The organism is Micromonospora sp. ABR4_055 (genome assembly GCF_056160425.1).
The window spans coordinates 1-18,508 of sequence record NZ_JBSWXD010000138.1; the positions used below are offsets into that span (position 1 = coordinate 1).

Consider the following 18,508-nt stretch of genomic DNA (forward strand, 5'->3'; position numbering starts at 1 on the left):
GGCCCCGGGAGAGAGTCCCGGGGCCCCTCGGCGTGGTGCGTCCTACCGTCGTGTTTTGTTCGCTCGCGAAGGGGTAACCAGTCACAGCTTTTTTGAGAACCTTGCGGGCCACCCGGACGAAACCAGGAGCGGCGGAGTTGGCCGAGACTGCCATCGTCACCGGGATCGGGCCAGGGGGATCCGGCAGGTCGTCACCGAACGCCGACGGCAGATTCCAGAGTTCGCCGCCATTGGCTATCAGGCAGGAGACTCCGAGGCCGGCCTTGGTCGCGGCGCGCAGACCGACCAGTTCCGAGCCCTCGTACGCCACCCGCCAGGCGAGTCGGGAGGCGTTGAACACCTCGACGACCCGACTGCGCAGCGTGCTCGGCTCCGTGAACAGGCTCAACGGAAGGGCGGTCCCCTCGCCGTAAACCGGCTGGCCGAACCAACCCATCCGGAGGTGGCCGAGTTCGTAGGCGGTGGCCGCCCGCGGGGTGCGCGGCTGAAGCAGCAGGGCCACGTCGAGTTGACCGTTGACCACCTGTGCCTCAAGGTTCTCGCTGAGCCCGGTCCGCACGTTGATCTGGGAACGCGGCATCCGGTACGAGAAGGACTGCAGGATGTCCGGGAGAGCCTCAGCGAGCTGGTCGCCGATCCCGATGGAGAGCCGGGTGCCCCCGGCCGGGGGCATGAACCGCTCGACCGCCTCGTCGTTGAGGGCCACCAACCGCCGGGCGTACCCGAGCAGTTCCTCGCCCTGGGTGCTGAGCCGCAGCTCCCGGCCGGTGGAGATGAAGACCGGCTCCTTGATGAAGCTGCTCAACTGGCGGATCTGCTGGCTGATCGCGGGCTGGGTGACGTGCAGAGCCTCTGCGGCGCGTCGGAAACCGCCAAGGTCCACCACGGTCACCAGTGCCCGAAGCCGATTTATTTGCAGGTCGTGGTGCATGGCTCCTCGCTTCGCGTTATCAAGGTCGGCGGGATGCGCAACATCAATTGCCGGAAGCGTAGGACGGCGGCGGCTCCGTTCCTACAGCGCCACTCACGAACTGGATATGAGAAATTCACATCCAGGGCGTGAAGTGGAAGGTATCGAAGACCCTTGGCCCACACCGAGAATCATCGCATCGAGCGGTTCAGAGTAGGACCGCATCCAGTGGACGGAGAGTCTGGTCATGACCAATCTTGACGTGCTGCGGATCCTGACGGCGGACGGGGAGAACGGGTGCCTCGCGGCGACCGTGCTCGTGGACGTCCTCCGTACGGCGGACTTCACCGACTCGGGGCTTGTGGTGGAGGACCTCGACCACCCGGTGACTGTTGCCCCGGCCTTCACCTACTGCGGATGAGGACCGCGGCCGTGACCGGGAAGACGCCAACGTTGATCGGATTCCGCCGCCACCTGCGGATGGCGGCCGTCCCCGGGGAGTCTGCCGTCTACCTCGTCTCGGCCCGCGGCACGGTAGCCCTCTCCGGCGAGCAGATCGGCATCCTCGCCCCCTTGCTGGACGGCACCCGTACGGTGCGCGAGGTGCAGGAGAACGCGGCACCCGGGCTTGCGCCGGAACGACTCGGTCAGCTGCTCGGTGCTCTCGTCGCCGCCGACCTGGTCACCCTGCGACGGGCCCCCTCGCCCGGTGGTGACCAGGCGGCCGAGGCGTACTGGGATCTGGCCGGAGCCGACCCCGACCGGCTGAACGGGACGGCGGTACGGGTGACGTCACTGGGTGGGGAGGGCATACTCGACGCTGGTTCCGCCACCGCCGCCCTGCGCGCCACCGGCGTCGCCGCCGAGGAGGGTCCCGACCGTGGCCATCACCTGACCTTGGTGCTCTGTGACGACTACCTGAACCCCGGGCTCCGGGCGATCAACAGCCAGATGCTGGCCACCGGTCGGGCCTGGATGCCGGCGAAGCCGATCGGCTCGGAACTGTGGATCGGTCCGGTCTTCCAGCCTGGCGGCGAGGGCCCATGCTGGTCCTGCCTGGCGACTCGGCTGCGAGGCCAGCGCCCAGGGGAGGTCCTGCTCCGGGACCTCGCCGGGTCTGCCGCAGTCGTGGCTCCCGAAGCATCCCTGCCCGCCACCCGGGCACTCGGGCTGCAGTTGGTCGCCGTCGAGGTAGCCAAATGGCTGGCCGGGGCCACCAGGGTCGCCTGGGACGCGGTGCGGATCTTCGACACCCTGACTCTCGAAGGTCGGTCACATCCGGTCGACCGGCGGCCGCAGTGCCGGGACTGTGGGGATCCTGGCCTGATGGCCGCCCGGACCTGGGAGCCGGTCCGGCCGACCTCCCGGCGGAAGGCCACCGTGGCGGGCAACGGGCACCGGGCCCTGACCGAGCGGCAGGTCTGGGACCGGTACCGGCGGCTCGCGGATCCGATCACCGGTATCACCGACGGCATCCACCGGGATCCCCGCTGCCCGGACTTCCTGCACAGCTACCTGTCCGGGACGAACCGGGCGATGACCGGGAGCATGGCCGGGTTGCGGGCCGGCCTGCGCCAGCAGAGCGGCGGCAAGGGACGTACGGACCTCGAGGCCCGGGTGAGCGCACTCTGTGAGTCCGTCGAACGTTACTGCGGCTCGCGTTTCGGTGACGAGCCGACCATCCGGGCTGCCCTGCGCGACCTGGGGGAGGCGGCGGTGCACCCCGATGCCTGTCAGCTCTTCGACCGGCGTCAGTTCGCCGGTCGGCTGGCCTGGAACGCTGCCAACCCCGGGTTTCAGCAGGTCCCAGAGCCCTTCGACGAGACTGAGGAGCTCGACTGGACCCCGGTCTGGTCACTGACCCACCGGCGGCACCGTCTGGTCCCGACCGATCTGCTCTACTTCACTTCGCGAGGGCACCGGTCGCTGCGCGCGACATCCAACGGCAGCGCCGCGGGTGGCAGCCTCGAGGATGCCATCGTCCAGGGCTTCCTCGAGCTGGTCGAGCGGGACGCGGTCGCCCTCTGGTGGTACAACCGGACCCGGCATCCTGCCGTGGATCTGAACTCTTTCCCCGATCCCTGGCTGGCGGAGCTGCGCGTCCAGTATGCGGAGCTCAACCGCGAGTTCTGGGTCCTGGACCTCACCGCCGACCTTGGAATACCCGTCATGGCCGCGGTCTCGCGTCGGGTCGACAAGCCGGAAGAGGACCTGATGCTCGGCTTCGGCGCCCACTTCGACCCGGCGGTGGCCCTCCGGCGGGCACTCACCGAACTCGGTCAACTGCTGCCGGCGGTCATCGATACCCGCCCCGACGGTAGCGGCTACGACCGGGCCGACCCGCACATCCAGCGATGGTGGCGGACGGCGACCCTGGCGAACCAGCCCTACCTGCGGCCGGCTGACCACGTCGTCCCCCGCAGCCGTGCCGGGTTTCACTACAATGCCTGCGCGGACCTCGGAGCGGATGTGGAGCGGATCGTGGCCCTCGCGGCGCGCCACGACCTGGAGGTGCTCGTCCTCGATCAGACCCGGCCCGATCTCGGTATGCCAGTGGTCAAGGTGGTCATTCCCGGGCTCCGGCACTTCTGGGCCCGGTTCGCGCCCGGCCGCCTGTTCGACGTGCCGGTCCAGCTCGGGCGCCTTGTGGCTCCGACCCCGTACCAGGAACTCAACCCGGTCCCTCTCTTCCTATAACGCACGGAGAAGCTTGAATGAATGAGAATCCGATGTGGGTCTCTCGATGGTCGCTCCGTGACGAGGTGTTCGTCGAGCTCGGCCCCGGCGAGGGGACGGTGGTGGTGCGTAGCCGATCGGAGGACACCACTCTGAGGCGGTTACCCCCTGCGGTTGTCCGGGCGTTACGACGGATGACCCTGGGTCCGATAGCCCTGTCGAACGTGATCAACGACCGAGCCGACTGGGAGACCATGGATGAGGTGCTGGACCAGCTCCGACACCTGGTGGTGCGGGCCTTCGGCTTCGAGCCGGACCGGCACCTCCTCTCGGTGGTGCCGTTGACCCCGCAGGCGAGGTTCCGACTCCCCGACGCCCCGCCGATCCATCCCGTACGCCTCTCCAGGTTCGCGACCATCCGTACCGACGGCAGTGACTACCTCATCGAGTCGCCGCTCTCCCTGCACCGGGTGATCCTGCACGGCCCGGAGGCCATGTCGGCGGTCGGCACTTTGATCCGGCCCGCCGTGCCGTCCGTGACCGACGCCCTGACCCAAGTGGTCGTGATTCCGTTGCTCGGGGCAGGGCTGGCGGTCCGTGCGGGCAGCGAAGGCCCCTTCGACCTGGTCGACCGCAGCGACGACGCCGATTCCGCGCTGATCGGCTGGACCCCGGCGGGCCTGCAGTTCCATACCCGATCGACGCTGGGGCGGCACGATCACGACTTCGGGGCCATCTATCCCATAGGGGAGTCGGCCGTCGTCGAGCCGGTGGTCAAGCCGCCGGCCGCCGGGCGAGCCGTGGTCCTGCCCGGCCCGAATCCCGAGGATCGCTCCGGGGTTGGGCAGCCCTTGGTCGGGGTCATCGAGAGGAGCCGCAGCTCCCGCCACTTCTCGGTCGACCCGATGACCATCGACGAGTTGGGCACCCTGCTGTACCGGACGGCCCGGGTGCGGTCGTTGGTCGGCGAACCGACGGAGCCCAGTGCGGGCTCCGTCACCAGCGACCGCCCGTACTCCAGCACCGGGCGCAGCTACGAACTGGAAATCTACGCCACCGTGGACCGGTGTCAGCAGATGCCGCGTGGGGTGTACCACTACGACCCCCTGGGGCACCGTCTGGAACTAGTCAGTGACGCCGAGGCGGACATCGAGAACCTGCTGGACATGAGCCGGGTGGCGGCCGATCTCAGCGCACGGCCGGCGGTGCTGTTCACCATCACCGCCCGGTTCCGCCGGGTGTCCCTCAAGTACGGGGAGCTGGGTTACTCCCTGGTGCTACGGAACTTCGGCGCGCTGACCCAGTTGTTGACCCTGGTCTGCGCCGCGCTGGGGTTGACCGGCCGCCGCATCGACTGCGGTGAGATCGAGGTCTCGTCCCGAATCCTCGGGCTCGACTGGCGGACCGAGTCCAGTGTCGGCAGCTTCGCTCTGGGCCGTCCCGCCGATCGCCCCCAGCAGGCCGGGGGGGCATCGGGCCAGGTCTAGACCCGTCTTTCGCACATGCGGTTGGGTGGTCGTTGGTCATGGCCAGCGGGGTTGGGTGGGGTCGACGTGGAGTAGTCGCAGGAGTCGGGTTTGTAGAGGCCCGGGTGTGGGGATGGTGGCTGCTTCGTTCGGGGGCGCGGGGATGAGTCGGAGTTCGCCGAGTGCTTGCAGGATGAGCCGTCCGGTGGGCTTTCGTGGGCGGCGGTCGTTGATGTAGAAGCCACGTATCTCGGTGTCGGGGGCGAGGTTGCGGCGGACTTCGCGTTCGATGAGGCAGAAGATGAGCAGGGCCAGGCAGATCACGGTGATCAGTGCGGTGATCCGGCGGTTGTTGCGTAGGAAGATCGGTGCGACGGCGAGGGGGCCTTTGAACTCGCTGTAGCGGCGTTCGACGGCGGGCTGGTCCTTGTAGCGCAGGAACACGTCGGTGGCGTCGATGTCGGCGGGCAGGTTGGTCAGCAGGGCGTACCAGCCGTCGGCGGCGGCTTCGGCGTCGAGGGCTGCCTGGTCGAGGGTCCAGGCGAACGTCGGTTTGCCGGTGTCGTCGGTGGTGATCGTGGTGTGCAGGTGTGCGCTGATCCGGCGGCGGCGGCCGATCGCGGTGGCTTTGGTGGTGACGGCGTCGATGGTGCGGTGGTGGCGGGTGCCGGCGGTACGGGTGAGGGTGTCCAGTTCGGTGCGGGCCTGGGCGAGTCTGAGCGCGCGGGCCTTGGCCTGGGCGGTGGCGTTGGCGGTGGAGTGCACCAGGATCCGCCGTAGGGTGTGTACCGGGTCCTTCTTGCGGGGGCCGGTCAGGTCCATGGTGTCTTCGTCGACCCGGTAGGCGCACCGTTCGGTGTGTGGTCTGCCCTCGTCGCGTTCGGCGATGTAGTCCACGATCGTGGCCCGGGACGGGTCGAGGCCGGCGAACAGCCCGTCGGGGACCCGGGACGCGGCCAGGGGCGCGATGAAGGTGACCTGCTCGGTGGTCATCGCGGTGACGTTGGGGTAGGAGATGAGTTTCGAGTCGCCGACCAGCAGGAAGTTGCGGGGTGTGGCCAGGGCTTGCAGAGCGCGCATGGTGTCGGTGACCTGGGCGATCTCGGCGGCGTTGCCGTCATAGGTCCGGCTGAGGACGGGGACGGCGCCGTCCGCGGTGACGGCGAGGCCGGCCTGGATCTGTTTGAGGTCGGTGCGTCGGTCTTTCGGGTGGCCGTAGGCAGGGGTGGGGTACTCGTCGTCGATGTGGTCGTATGCGCCGTACAGCGAGATCGAGGTCATGTCCCAGTGGCAGCGGGTGACGTCGATGCCGAATGCCGTGATCGCGGTCGCGCCGATTGATCCGACGACCTGGTCGGCCTGATCGGCGAGGGCGTCCAGGGCCCGGCCCAGCCGGTCGTCGTTGAGCAGGTCGGGATCGATGTCGTAGACCTCTTCCACCGCCCACGCGTGGGCCCAGTCGGCCACGGCGACCATCGCTTTCGGGCTGGTCAGCCGGTTCGCGATCAGCGCCTCGATGACCTGCCCGTGGCTGATGGAGGCGACCTCCCGGATCGGGCAGGCCCGGTCGACCACACCCGCGATGTCCAACCGGCGGGAGAAGTCCGCGATGACCGGCAGCGACCCCAGTTGCTTCTCCACCCGACCCGTCGCGGCGACCCGCGCCCGAGGTCGCCGCGCCACCCGTCGAGGCCCACCAGATCCACTCATGGATCAGCAACGAACCAGCCGCACGCCCGCAACGCAAGTCACTCAACCGCATGTGCGAAAGACGGGTCTAGATCCAGCCGGCCTCGGTGGCGATCCGGATGGCGTCGACCCGGTTCCGGGCGTTCAGCTTCACCACCGACTTCGTCAGGTAGTTGCGTACGGTGCCGACGGAGACGTGCATGGTCGCCGCGATCTGGTCCGGCTCGGCCCCGCCCGCCGCGAGTCGCAGGGCCTGGATCTCCCGTCCGGAGAGAGGGATCTCTCCGACGTCCCAGGCGGTGAGGGCGAGTTGGGGGTCCACGATCCGCCGTCCCGAGGCGACCTCCCGAACCGCTTGGGCCAGCGCGTCGGAGGGTGAGTTCTTCAGCAGGAATCCCCCGACGGACAAGGAGAGCGCCCGGCGCAGGGTGCCCGGCCGGCCGAGCCCGGTGAGGATCAGGGTGCGACACTCGGGCAGCCTCCCGTGCAGTTCCTCCGCCGCCGAGAGGCCGTCCAGCACCGGGAGGTCCACGTCGATGATGGCGACGTCTGGGCGGGTACGTAGGGCCACTGACACGATCTTGTCGCCGCTGTCGACCTGGGCGACCACGGTCAGGTCGCCCTCCAGTTCGAGCAGGGAGGCCAGCGCGCCGCGCACCATGTGTACGTCCTCGGCGAGAAGAATCTTGAGCAACTAGGGTCCCTTCAGGATTCAACTGCTAGGAGGTCGGTTGCCGATGGTTGCGGTCACCGGCACCTCGACCCACAGGATGAAGGTTCCGTCGGTCATCTCGATGGAGAGGCTGCCCCCGATGGCCCGCAACCTGTCGGCGAGACCCGCGAATCTCGTCCGGCGGAGGCCACCGGGGGATACCCCGTCGTTGGCCACTCGGAGCCGCACCGCTTCTCCCGTGAGCCGGACCTCGATGTCGCACCGGCGTGCCTCGCTGTGTCGAATCATGTTGGTGACCGCCTCGCGCAGTGCAATCGCGAGCAGGGCCTCTACCTCCGCAGGCAGTATCTCCGGTGCCTTGACAGTGGTCCTGATCCCGGCTGCGGCCAGACTGGTGGTGGCCGAATCCACCTCGGTGTGGAAGGAGAGGTGCCGGTAGCCGCTGGCGACCGTTCGGATGTTGGCCACCGCCCTGCGGGCGATGTCGAGCACCTCTGCCAACTCTGCCTTGGCCAGTTCGGGCTGCCCCGGGAGGAAACGGATCGCCGTCTCGCATTTCGCGGTCATTGCGGAGAGTAGTTGCCCGAACTGGTCCTGTACCTCCCCGGCGACGCGCAGACGTTCCCTGGTCACCGCGACATGGGCCAACTCTGTCCGGGCCTGGTCGACCTGCTGAACCAGGCCAGACAGGGAGCCGATTCCATAGACCGCTATCCCGGTCAGGAGGGTGGAGAGGGTGAGATAGGCGGTCCACCCCGGGTCGTGTCCATAGAACAGGGAGACTATCAAGATGGCCCCGCCGACCGATCCGTACAGCGGCCACCGCAGGGCCTCGCGGGTGACCAGCAGCATGGAGCCTGCCAGGAATCCGCCCATCGAACCCCAGGGAGCGCCGATCCAGAGCAGCGGCAGGGCGGTGACGACCGCCTGACCGGCGAGGCTGGCAGCCAGGAGGTGACGGGGCCAGGTCCAGGTCCTTCGCAGTGAGTAGAGAATCTGGACTCCGACGAGGGTGGCGACGCAGGCCGCGAAACCGATCAGGCCCGGCAGGCCCGGCTGCCCAGGCAGGATGTTGATGACCATCAGCAGCGCGTATCCGGAGAAGACCAGGGCGGTGATCGTCCTGGCGACCCGCCGATGCCACCGGGAAGCTTCGCTGCCGGCGGCAGGGGGGACCACCGGCGTCACATCGGCCTTGCCCGTGGCGTGCCCTGCCGGGACGGAGGGCGCCGGTACGGTGACGAAGAGCCGGAATCTTCCACCCTCGACGGTAGAGACGAGCTTCCCGCCGAGGGGTTCCAACCGTTCGGTCAGATTGTTCAACCCGGAGCCGCTGGGTGCGTGTGCCTGACCTTCGGGATCCACCCCGTCGTTCTCGATCAGCAGTCGCACCTGCCCGGCCACCACCGAGGACCTGATCTGGCACTGTTGTGCCTTGCTGTGCCGTAGCGTGTTCGTCGTGGCTTCGCGTAGCACGATGGCGAGGACCGTGTCGATCTCCTCAGGCAGTTCTGGAACCGTCACCTCGACTTCCACCTGCACCTCTGCGGCGGTGAGTAGCCCTCGGGCGGCCTCGACCTCCGCCGCCAGCGACATCCGCCGACCCTCGCCGGCGACCATCCGCACGTCTACAAGGGCCCGATGGGAGATCTGCAGCACGTCCCGTAGCTCACGCTGGGCTCGGTCGGTGGCGACCGGCAGGAGCCGGTAGGCCAGCTCGCTCTTGAGCATGGCTGCCGACACATTGAACCCGAGTAGGTCGTGCAGGTCACGAGCGACCCGGAGCCGTTCCTGAGCCACCGCCATCCAGGCCAGCTCGCCCCGGGCCGAGTGGACCGTTGCGACCAGTGCGACGAGGGAGCTGATGCCGTAGACCACCAGGCCGGTGAGCGCGGAGAAGTACACCCCGTAGGCGATGTGGACTCCCGCGAGCCCTTCGGCCCGCAGGAGGACCAGCACCCCCAGGACGACCCCGGCGGCGACCCACCAGCGCCATCGGTGGGGCAACGCCAGCAGGGCCGACCCGGCGAGGAAGCCTGCGAGGGCACCTGCCTGCGGACCCACCCAGAGAAACGGGAGGAAGGTGACGACGGCCTGAGTGCTCAGAGTGGCTGCCCGTACCTGTGGCGCCCAGGTCAACGGGTCCCGGGTGGAATGCGCGATCTGCAGCACGAAGGCGGCGGCAAGACAAAGGACCAAACCGAACAGCGGCGGACCTTGTATCCCGGCGGCGATAACTGACAGAAGTGTGTTCAGTGAGTAACCGAAAAGTACGGCGAAGATCACCGCTCGGGAAATCCGTGAAGCGGTAAGCCGGCCCGATTGATTCGGGGATAAGTGGGCAAATAGGTCGCTGTCGGACAGATCAGCCGAGGTATGGAACGAAGGGCTCGAATCCCTGCCTACCACGACACTATTCCCCCGGGCTTCGCTACATTGGCACCGACCGGTGTGTAGTACCGCACAGCAAACCAGGCATAGTTTCCCCTGTCAAGCTCGTTGATCGCCCGGCGCGATGGGAGAGTCTTGTCCACCGGCCGGGCTTGCTACCGTGGCGAGTTGGCGGGATTATGACAGTGGGCTATGCGTCGGGCAGCTTCCCAAAGCTGTTGTTGTAGGTCTTGCCCCTCTTGGGGTGGGTGAATTTCAGGGCGGACCAGGTGCTGTCGACGCTGAGGCAGGTGCTCTCGACCAAACCGTGGTTATAGCCGATATGAATGACCTTCGGAAGGGTCAGGTCGGTTCCGAGCTGCTTGCTCTTGGGCCACGAAACCCAGAATGTGCCCGTTGCCTTGAGATGGGATTTGAGCCGGGGAAAGACCTCGTTCAGATCGGTGCCGGAGATGGTGAACAGATGGAGGTAGTCGAATTCCCCGGTCAGTTCGTCGGCGACCTCGATGGCCGGTAGCTCGATTGCTTCGAGCGCTGTCTGCGGGGCGTTGACGAAGAACGCCCGCGCGCCCTCCTTGACGCCCATCTTCTGTGACACTGGCCTTGGCATGGCGACTCTCCCTCTGGTTGGCCCTCGATGATGCCCCGATACCAAAAATTATATCGATAAGCCCTCGTTATCGAGATCGAAGCGTCGGTCCGCCCGGATCGCCGGCATCGCCTCGGAACTATCCGCCGCAGCATGCCAGACGGTGTCGATGGACAGTCGTGCCCGTCAGCGGCTCAGCTTGGTACCTTGGGGAGCCTCCCGGGGCACCCCACCCCGGCTCAGTTCGCCGGTCGCCACGGCGGCGCCGGCCCTGACATGGCATCCGGATGCACGTCTCCAGGCCAGGGAGGGAAAGACCGATGGATATCGAACTACCGGTGGTGGCAGCCCCCATGGCGGGGGGCCCGAGCACCCCTGCCCTGGTACTCGCCGCGGTTCGGGTGGGTGGGCTGGGGTTCCTCGCCGGCGGGTACCGGACCCCGCAGGCCCTGATCGAGGACATCGCGGCGGTACGGCCCGCAGGGCGGGGACGGTTCGGGGTCAACCTCTTCGCGCCGAACCCGGTCCGGATCGATCCGGCAAGCTACGCCCGGTACGCGGATCTGCTGGCCGGCGAGGCGCAGCGATACGGGGTGGCGCTGCCCGCCTACCCGGTCGAGGACGACGATCACTGGCCGGACAAGGTGGACCTCCTGCTGGCCGACCCGGTACCGGTGGTCAGCTTCACCTTCGGTATTCCGCCAAGGTCTGTGTTCGCCGCCTTCCGGCGGGTGGGTACCCGTACCGTTCAGACTGTCACCTCGGTCGAGGAGGCCAACGCCGCTGCGGAGGCCGGGGCCGACGAGCTGGTGGTCCAGTCGGCGGCTGCGGGCGGTCACTGGGGCACCCTGACCCCGACGCGACCACCCGCGACGATCTGCCTGCCCGACCTGGTGGCAGGAGTCCGGCGGTCGGTGGGCCTACCGCTGATCGCGACAGGGGGCCTCGCCGACCCAGGCCAGGTCGCCGCGGTCCTGTCCGCCGGGGCCGGTGCGGTGATGGTGGGGACCGCCCTGCTGCGGGCTGACGAGGCCGGCACCTCCCCGGTGCACCGGGCCGTCCTCGCCGACCACGGGGGCCGCACGACGATCGTCACCCGAGCCTTCACCGGCCGGCCGGCCCGCGCCCTGCGGAACAGGTTCACCGACCGGTTCAGCGAATCGGCACCGATCGGCTATCCGGCCCTGCACCACCTGACCGGTCCGGTGCGCCGCGCCGCGGCGAAAGCGGGGGATCCCGAGTCGGTTCACCTGTGGGCCGGCACCGGCTTCCGGTCTACCGCGGCTGGCCCCGCCGCTGACATCCTGGAACGGCTGGTCGGGCGCGGGTGAGCGGCAGGGGTACGGCCCTGCTCGGATCGCTCGAACGCAACTGGTGACGGGTCAGGTAACGATCGTCCCGTGACGCGCCGTGCGGGTGCTGGTCCGGGTGGTGGGGTGCCGACAGGGTGTCCGGCTTCTCGGCTGTTCGACATACCTGGGCAGCGGCTCACCTGCCCCGTCCGCGTCGTGCCGGTGAGACGGTCCGCACACCCCGCGCCGCAGACCGCATCACCCTTCCACACAGTGGGACGACGGCCCGCTATCATCGGCGTCAGCGCTGGTTCGCCCCGCCCGTCGGGAAGGGGCGTCGTAAGAGGGAACCCGGTGCGAATCCGGGACTGCCCCGCAGCGGTGAGCAGGAACGACCGCCGTCACCGGCACTGGGCGCACCCGCGCCTGGGAAGCGACGGCCAGTAGGAGACCGGACCCCGGTCCGGACGCGCCCGCGAGTCCGAAGACCTGCCCGCGCCGCACACACCGACCGGGTGTGTGGCGCCACCGGTCTCGCGGGTGGGCCGGGCGGACCGCGTACCTTCGGGCCCGCATGCCCGCGTGCCCGCAGGTCGCTGTGGTCTGCCCCCCTCCGTGGGTCACGACCACCTCGAAGGACGTTCCCCGTGCACGACACGACTCTGCCGAGCCGCCCACCGTCCGCGTCACGGCTGACCCTGTCGCAGATCATGGACCAGCACCACACCAACCTGATGGGCACCGTGCACGGCGGCCGGATTCTGAACCTGATCGACGCCGTCGCCGGTGTGGTCGCCGCCCGCCATTCCGAGGGCCCGGCCGTCACCGCCGCAATCGACGAAACCGCCTTCCTCCAGGCAGTACGGGTCGGCGATGTCGTGCACGTGGACGCCCGGATCACCTGGGCCGGCCGGTCCTCGATGGAGATCGCCGTGACAGTCACCGCTGACCGGTGGGACCGCGCCGTCCCACCCACCCTGGTGGCCACCGCCCACCTGGTGATGGTCGCCATCGACGACAACGGACAACCGCGACCGGTACCCGCACTGTCGCCGGAGACCGACGACGACCGCCGTAGGTACCAGGAGGCGCAGATCCGGCGCGAGCATCGCCTGACGCTGCGTCGGGCCCTTGCCAGCGAGGCCGGTCTGGCATGAGCGAGTCCAGGTTCGTGTCGGGTGGAGCGCCCAGATCCGGCTCTGGTCGCTGACCTGCGGGTTGGAAGTCTGTCATCGCGCGTGACGGTGCGCACCGCCGGCGGGCGGCCGGACGGTGCCGGGCAGTCAGCCGGTGGAGAGGGGTTGTCAGGCGGTGCCGTCCGTGGTCGGGCGGACCACCTCGATCTCGAAGGCGTAGCGGTCGCCCCGGTACGTCGACATGGCCCGTTCCACCGGGCGGTCCCGCTGGTCGTAGGCTGTCCGCTCGACCAGCAGGGCCGGGCTGAAGGCCGGGACCTGCAGCAGGGTGGCCGTCGCCTCGTCCAGGACCGTGGCCCGGATGGACTGCTCCGCCCGGACGAGCCGGATGTGGTAATGGTCCCGGAGCAGGTCGTAGAGCGAGTTGTCGAACGGCCGGTCGAGCAGCTTCGGGACGAGCGCCGCCGAGAGATAGGTGTGCTCGATGCACATCGGGACGCCGTCGGCGATCCGGACCCGCTCCAGGTGCACGACCTCGTCCGCCGGGCTCAGGCCCAGCGCGAAGCCGACGTTCGCGCCGGCCGGTATCGACTCGGCGGTGCGCAGGTGCGAACCTGGGGTCAGTCCACGGCGACGCATGTCGTCACTGAATGATGTGAGCTCGATGCTCTTCGTGATGGCTGGTCGGGCCACGAAGGTGCCGGCGCCGCGTACCCGGTAGACGAGCCGCTCGTTTTCCAGGCGTTCGAGGGCCTGACGCACGGTCATCCGGCTGACGCCGAACTCCTGGGCCAGATCGCGCTCGGTGGGCAGTCGCTCGTCCGGGGCCAGCTCGCGTTCGATGAGGTTCTGCAGGTGGCTGCGGAGCAGCTCATGCTTGGTCGCGGTCATCCGAGGTGTCAGCTCCAGGGGCGGCTGGTCTAAACCAAAATGATACTAGCGCGATGCTGCCTGCCGGTCTACGCTACCCGCACTGACAATTGGACTAGACCAAAGATGATCTTTGGAGGTGCACGTGAGACGCGAATCTTTCCGGCGGGCCACCGCCGCGGCGGTGGCCGGCGTACTCGCCACAGCGCTCGGTGCCTGTGGCGACTCGGACGGCGGCGGCGACAAGGTCGAGGTGGTCTTCTCCTACCTGTGGGCCGGTGCGGAGGCCGAAGCGCTCGAGGAAATCATCGCCGACTTCAACGCCAGCCAGGACCAGATCGAGGTCCGGGGGGTCTCCAACCCGGACTTCCAGAAGCAGCTGACGTCGATGTCCGGCGCGCAGGGCAGGTTCGACATCTCCGACCACTTCGGCAACGGCGTCGGGGCCTGGGCCAGCAAGGGCATCCTGGCCCCGCTGGACGACTTCATCGAGGCCGACGGGCTCGACACCGCCGACTTCGTGCCGGCGGCGATGTCCCAGATGCAGTACGAGGGCCAGACCTACTCGATGCCGATCGCCCTGCACGCGCAGATGCTGATGTACAACAAGAAGCTCTACGCCGAGGCCGGCATCGACGGTCCGCCGGAGACCACCGAGGAGTGGGCGGAGCAGATCGCCAAGCTCACCAAGCGGGACGCCGACGGCACGATCACCCAGCTCGGCTACGCCAACGCCGAGATCAACACATCGTTCACCACGCTCGGGTTCATGTTCGGCGGGGCCTGGGACGATCAGTCCGGCCGGCCCACCCCGGCCGACCCCGGCAACGTCGCCGGCCTGGAGTTCTACACCGGGAACATCCCCGGCACGTACGGGGTGGCGGAAGTCCGCGACTTCACCTCCGGCTTCGGTGAGTACGCCTCCGCGCAGAACCCGTTCTACGTCGACAAGGTGGCCACGATCATCGACGGCGAGTGGCAGTCGGTGTTCATCGACAAGTTCGCCCCCAACCTGGACTGGGGTGTGGCGCCGCTGCCGTACCCGGCGGCGCAGCCGGAACTCGCCGGCACCACCCAGGTCACCACCAGCACGCTGTTCATCCCGCGTAACGCCAAGCACCCCGAGGAGGCGTGGGAGTTCATGAAGTACCTGCTGTCCGAGGACGCGATGGTCCAGTTCACCTTGGCGCTGGGCAACCTGCCGGCCCGGATTTCGCTGCTCGACGACCCGCGCTACGACACGCTGCCGCAGTTCTCGACCTGGCTCGACGCCCTGCGCAGCCCGAACGCCCAGTCGCTGGCCAGCACGCCGTGGTCCGCCGAGTACACCAGCGACCTCGGTCAGGCCTTCGACGACATCGCCCAGCAACGCACGTCGCCCGCTGAGGGACTCGCCGACGTGGCGGACAAGGCCAACTCCTATGCCCCGTAGATCCACAACCTCGCGGCGCCAGCTCCGGTTGGGGCTGGCGTTCGCGAGCCCCTGGCTGGTCGGCTTCGTGGTGCTGATCCTCGGACCGATCGTCGCGTCGGGGTACTACAGCTTCACCGACTTCAACCTGTTCCAGCCGCCGACCTTCGTCGGCGTCGACAACTACCGCACCATGGTCGCCGACGAGCGGTTCACCAGGGCACTGTTCAACACGCTGTACCTGACCGTGTTCGGCGTACCGCTCGCCCTGGCACTGTCGCTGGGGTTCGCGCTGGCGCTCAATTCGCGGGTACGCGGCCTGCCGATCTACCGGGCCATCGTCTACCTGCCGACGATCATCCCGATCGTGGTCAGCGTGTACGTCTGGCGTTGGCTGCTCAACGCACAGTACGGCTACTTCAACCGGATTCTCGGCCTGCTGCACCTGCCGCAGCCGAACTGGTTGGAGGACCCGACGTTCACCAAGCCGGCGATCATCCTGATCGGGCTGTGGATGGTCGGCGGCACGACCGTCATCTACCTGGCCGCGCTCAAGGACGTGCCGAGTGAGACCTACGAGGCGGCGCTGGTCGACGGGGCCGGGCCGTGGCAGCGGTTCCGGGCGGTGACCTGGCCGGCGATCAGCCCGGTGACGCTGTTCCAGCTGATCGTCGGGCTGATCACCAGCCTGCAGATGTTCACCCAGCCCTACCTGCTGGCGCAGACCCGGCTCAACGCGGCCGCCGGCGGTCCCGACGACTCGCTGCTGACCTACGGGATGTACGTGTACCAGAACGCGTTCGTGTTCCTGAAGATGGGCTACGCGTCGGCGCTCGCCTGGGTGCTGTTCCTCGTCACGCTCGCCGTCACCGCGGTCCTGATGCTCACCTCGCGTCGATGGGTTCACTATGGATAGAAAAGCGCGGTTCGCCGGCCGCCACGCGCTCGTCTGGGCGATCGCGCTCGGCATGCTGTTCCCGTTCGTCGTCATGATCGGCACCGCTCTGAAACCGCCCGCCGAGGTGTTCTCGTTGCCACCGCGGCTGCTGCCCGAGCAGTGGGAGTTCGGCAACTTCGAGGCGGCCCTGTCGGCGATGCCGTTCTGGCGTTACCTCGGCAACACCCTGCTGGTCTCCGGGCTCTGCGTCGTCGGCAGCCTGGTGTCCTGCCCGCTGGTGGCGTACTCCCTGGCGAAGCTGCACTGGCCCGGTCGTGGCCTGATGCTGGCGCTCGTTCTCGGCTCGATGATGTTGCCGCCGCAGGTGACCCTCGTTCCGCTGTACCTGCTGTGGAACAAGATCGGCCTGGTCGGTACCTACTTCCCGTTGGTCGTACCGAGCTTCTTCGGCATCCCGTTCTTCATCTTCATGCTCCGCCAGTTTCTCGTCGGGATCCCGGACGAGCTGCTCGACGCGGCGCGGCTCGACGGCGCCTCGGAGTTCCGGGTGTACTGGCGGATCGTGCTTCCGCTGGCCCGGCCGGCGCTGGCCACCGTGGCGGTGTTCCAGTTCGTCTGGACCTGGACCGACTTCCTCAACCCGCTCATCTATCTCACCGACAGCAGCCAGTACACGCTGTCGGTCGGGCTGTACGCGTTCTTCTCCGAGCACGGCGTCGACTGGGGTCCGTTGATGGCGGCCAGCGTCATGTTCACCCTCCCCGCCTTGATCATTTTCCTGCTGGGGCAGCGGTATTTCGTCGAGGGCATCGCGACGAAGGGACTGAAGTGACCGTAGCCGCACCAACCGTGAAAGGAACGTCCATGCCGTACCAGGCGATCAGTGGCACCTTCCTCGACGAGATCAGCGTCGACATTCCGTCGCAGAACTGGGGCGGGCGGGAATGGGCCCGCGAGTTCGACACCTTCGTCGAAGCCGGGATCGACACCGTCGTGCTCATCCGGCTCGGCCTGGGCGAGCGGCTGGCCTGCCCGAGCCGGGCGGTGACCGACCGGCTGCCCGCGCTGCCGGTCCACGTCGACCTGGTCCGGCTCTTCCTCGACCTCGCCGCCGAACGGAACATCGACTTCTTCCTTGGCCTGTACGACTCGCATTACCACTGGTACCGCTACGACTGGCGGACCGAGGTCGACGTCAACCTCGCCGTCATCGACGAGATGTGGCAACGCTACGGCGATTCACCGGCGCTGCGCGGCTGGTACCTGCCGCACGAGACCACCGACACCAGCCTGCGGATCCTCGACATCAACACCACCCTCGCGGCCCGGCTGCGCGAGGTCAGCGACCTGCCCGTCCTGGTTTCGCCGTTCTTCCACGGCCGTGCCGACATGGCCACCAGCACCGACCCCCGGCAGCGGCCCCGCTCGCCCGAGGAACACGTGCGGATCTGGGAGGAGATCTTCCAGCGGTACGCCGGACTCGTGGACTACTGCGCGTTCCAGGACGGCACGGTGGAGCTGGCCCGGTCGGCCGAGTACTTCGCCGCGACGGCCGAGGCGGCGAGCCGGTACGGCATCGTCTCCTGGGCCAACATCGAGAGCTTCGACCGGGACATGCCGATCCGGTTCCCCCCGACCGACTGGCGCAAGCTGGCGCACAAGCTCGACGCGGTCCAACCGTACGTGGAGAAGATCATCACCTTTGAGTTCTCCCACTTCCTCAGCCCCAACTCGGTGTGGCCGGCGGCCCGCAACCTCTACGACCGCTACGGCGAGTTCCTCACCTCGCGGGGTGCCCGATGACCCCGCCGCTGGACCCGGTGGCCCCGCGGCTGGACCCGGTGGCGGCGATCGCCGGCGGCCTGGTCGTCTCCTGCCAGGCACCCGAGGGTCATCCGCTGCGGGTGTCGGCGGTCATCGCCCGGCTCGCCGCGTGTGCCGCACTCGGCGGTGCCACCGCCGTGCGGGTCAACCACCCCGACGACGTACGGGCCGTGAAGTCCGCGGTGGACCTTCCGGTGATCGCGCTGCACAAGGAGCGGGCCGCCGACCGCGACCTGATCACCCCGCGCTGGGAACTGGTCGAGGCACTCGCCGGCGCCGGCGCCGACGTCGTCGCCGTCGAGGCCACCGGGCGGGGTGAGCTGCCGGTCGACGCCCTGGTCGCCCGCATCCACGGGCAGCTCGACCTGCCCGTGATGGCCGACGTGGCGACCGTCGACCAGGGCACCGCCGCCTGGGCGGCCGGCGCGGACCTCGTGGCCACGACGCTGTCCGGGTACACGCCGGACAGCCCTCGGCAGACGGCACCGGACCTCGACCTCGTCGCGGCGCTCACCGCCGCCGGGGTCCGCACCGTCGCCGAGGGCCGGTTCGCCACCCCCGACCAGGTGCGTGCGGCGTTCGCCGCGGGCGCGTACGCGACGGTCGTCGGAACCGCGATCACCGATCCGGTCGCGCTGACCCGGGGCCTCGCCGCGGCCGCTCCCCGCGTGGCCGGCCCCGCC

Annotated in this window: 16 protein-coding genes and 1 riboswitch; of the genes, 10 read left to right on the top strand and 6 right to left on the bottom strand. The window is 68.5% G+C overall.

Annotated features, from left to right (window positions below):
* Positions 1 to 931 (bottom strand): LysR substrate-binding domain-containing protein (locus ACXAHD_RS25075; RefSeq protein WP_475053587.1); only part of this gene is annotated, 931 nt, incomplete at its 3' end.
* Positions 932 to 1,157: 226 nt separating this feature from the next.
* Here ACXAHD_RS25075 and ACXAHD_RS25080 point away from each other — a divergent pair.
* The 3 genes from ACXAHD_RS25080 (at position 1,158) to ACXAHD_RS25090 (ending at position 5,073) form a co-directional block, all read left to right on the top strand.
* Positions 1,158 to 1,331 carry a hypothetical protein gene (locus ACXAHD_RS25080; RefSeq protein ID WP_475053590.1) on the top strand — a complete coding sequence of 58 codons (174 nt, stop codon included), beginning with the start codon at positions 1,158 to 1,160 and terminating at the stop codon, positions 1,329 to 1,331.
* Between the two features lie 11 nt (positions 1,332 to 1,342).
* On the top strand, positions 1,343 to 3,607 hold the full coding sequence (locus ACXAHD_RS25085) for a TOMM precursor leader peptide-binding protein (protein WP_475053592.1): 2,265 nt from the start codon (positions 1,343 to 1,345) through the stop codon (positions 3,605 to 3,607).
* Between the two features lie 203 nt (positions 3,608 to 3,810).
* Positions 3,811 to 5,073 (top strand): SagB family peptide dehydrogenase, encoded by a 1,263-nt coding sequence (locus ACXAHD_RS25090; protein ID WP_475053595.1) that lies wholly within the window; start codon positions 3,811 to 3,813, stop codon positions 5,071 to 5,073.
* 36 nt (positions 5,074 to 5,109) lie between these two features.
* On the opposite strand, the gene ACXAHD_RS25095 is transcribed toward ACXAHD_RS25090, so the two are convergent.
* From ACXAHD_RS25095 to ACXAHD_RS25110, 4 genes are all read right to left on the bottom strand, one after another.
* Complete coding sequence (locus ACXAHD_RS25095; protein WP_475053598.1) at positions 5,110 to 6,735, bottom strand: IS1634 family transposase; 1,626 nt, start codon at positions 6,733 to 6,735, stop codon at positions 5,110 to 5,112.
* A gap of 94 nt (positions 6,736 to 6,829) precedes the next feature.
* A complete protein-coding gene (locus ACXAHD_RS25100; RefSeq protein ID WP_475053601.1) occupies positions 6,830 to 7,435 on the bottom strand; it encodes a response regulator transcription factor in 606 nt (201 codons plus the stop codon).
* An 18-nt stretch (positions 7,436 to 7,453) separates the two neighbouring features.
* On the bottom strand, positions 7,454 to 9,613 hold the full coding sequence (locus ACXAHD_RS25105; RefSeq protein WP_475053604.1) for a sensor histidine kinase: 2,160 nt from the start codon (positions 9,611 to 9,613) through the stop codon (positions 7,454 to 7,456).
* A 382-nt stretch (positions 9,614 to 9,995) separates the two neighbouring features.
* Positions 9,996 to 10,391, bottom strand: coding sequence for a hypothetical protein (locus tag ACXAHD_RS25110; protein ID WP_475053607.1), 396 nt, complete (start codon positions 10,389 to 10,391; stop codon positions 9,996 to 9,998).
* A gap of 323 nt (positions 10,392 to 10,714) precedes the next feature.
* On the opposite strand from ACXAHD_RS25110, the gene ACXAHD_RS25115 reads away from it, so the two are divergent.
* Both ACXAHD_RS25115 and ACXAHD_RS25120 read left to right on the top strand, forming a co-directional pair.
* Positions 10,715 to 11,725, top strand: coding sequence for a nitronate monooxygenase (locus tag ACXAHD_RS25115; RefSeq protein ID WP_475053609.1), 1,011 nt, complete (start codon positions 10,715 to 10,717; stop codon positions 11,723 to 11,725).
* A 252-nt stretch (positions 11,726 to 11,977) separates the two neighbouring features.
* Positions 11,978 to 12,197: riboswitch (cobalamin riboswitch) on the top strand.
* Positions 12,198 to 12,333: 136 nt separating this feature from the next.
* Positions 12,334 to 12,843: an acyl-CoA thioesterase gene (locus ACXAHD_RS25120; protein ID WP_475053611.1), complete on the top strand. Its 510-nt coding sequence runs from the start codon at positions 12,334 to 12,336 to the stop codon at positions 12,841 to 12,843.
* 147 nt (positions 12,844 to 12,990) lie between these two features.
* Here the strand turns inward: ACXAHD_RS25120 and ACXAHD_RS25125 are convergent, their stop codons facing one another.
* Positions 12,991 to 13,713, bottom strand: a complete 723-nt coding sequence (locus ACXAHD_RS25125; RefSeq protein WP_475053614.1) for a GntR family transcriptional regulator — start codon at positions 13,711 to 13,713, stop codon at positions 12,991 to 12,993.
* A 124-nt stretch (positions 13,714 to 13,837) separates the two neighbouring features.
* Here ACXAHD_RS25125 and ACXAHD_RS25130 point away from each other — a divergent pair, with 124 nt between their 5' ends.
* The 5 genes from ACXAHD_RS25130 to ACXAHD_RS25150 form a co-directional block, all read left to right on the top strand.
* The gene (locus tag ACXAHD_RS25130) at positions 13,838 to 15,124 is read left to right on the top strand and encodes an ABC transporter substrate-binding protein (protein ID WP_475053616.1); all 1,287 of its coding nucleotides are present in this window, start codon (positions 13,838 to 13,840) and stop codon (positions 15,122 to 15,124) included.
* Entirely contained in the window at positions 15,114 to 16,019 is a 906-nt protein-coding gene (locus tag ACXAHD_RS25135) for a carbohydrate ABC transporter permease (protein ID WP_475053618.1), read from the top strand. Before ACXAHD_RS25130 ends, ACXAHD_RS25135 begins: the two co-directional genes overlap by 11 nt.
* Positions 16,012 to 16,833, top strand: coding sequence for a carbohydrate ABC transporter permease (locus tag ACXAHD_RS25140; protein ID WP_475053621.1), 822 nt, complete (start codon positions 16,012 to 16,014; stop codon positions 16,831 to 16,833). Before ACXAHD_RS25135 ends, ACXAHD_RS25140 begins: the two co-directional genes overlap by 8 nt.
* Before the next feature lie 32 nt (positions 16,834 to 16,865).
* On the top strand, positions 16,866 to 17,804 hold the full coding sequence (locus ACXAHD_RS25145; protein WP_475053623.1) for a DUF4434 domain-containing protein: 939 nt from the start codon (positions 16,866 to 16,868) through the stop codon (positions 17,802 to 17,804).
* Positions 17,801 to 18,508: N-acetylmannosamine-6-phosphate 2-epimerase (locus ACXAHD_RS25150; protein ID WP_475053627.1), on the top strand; the 708-nt coding region annotated here is incomplete at its 3' end. The genes ACXAHD_RS25145 and ACXAHD_RS25150, both read left to right, overlap by 4 nt.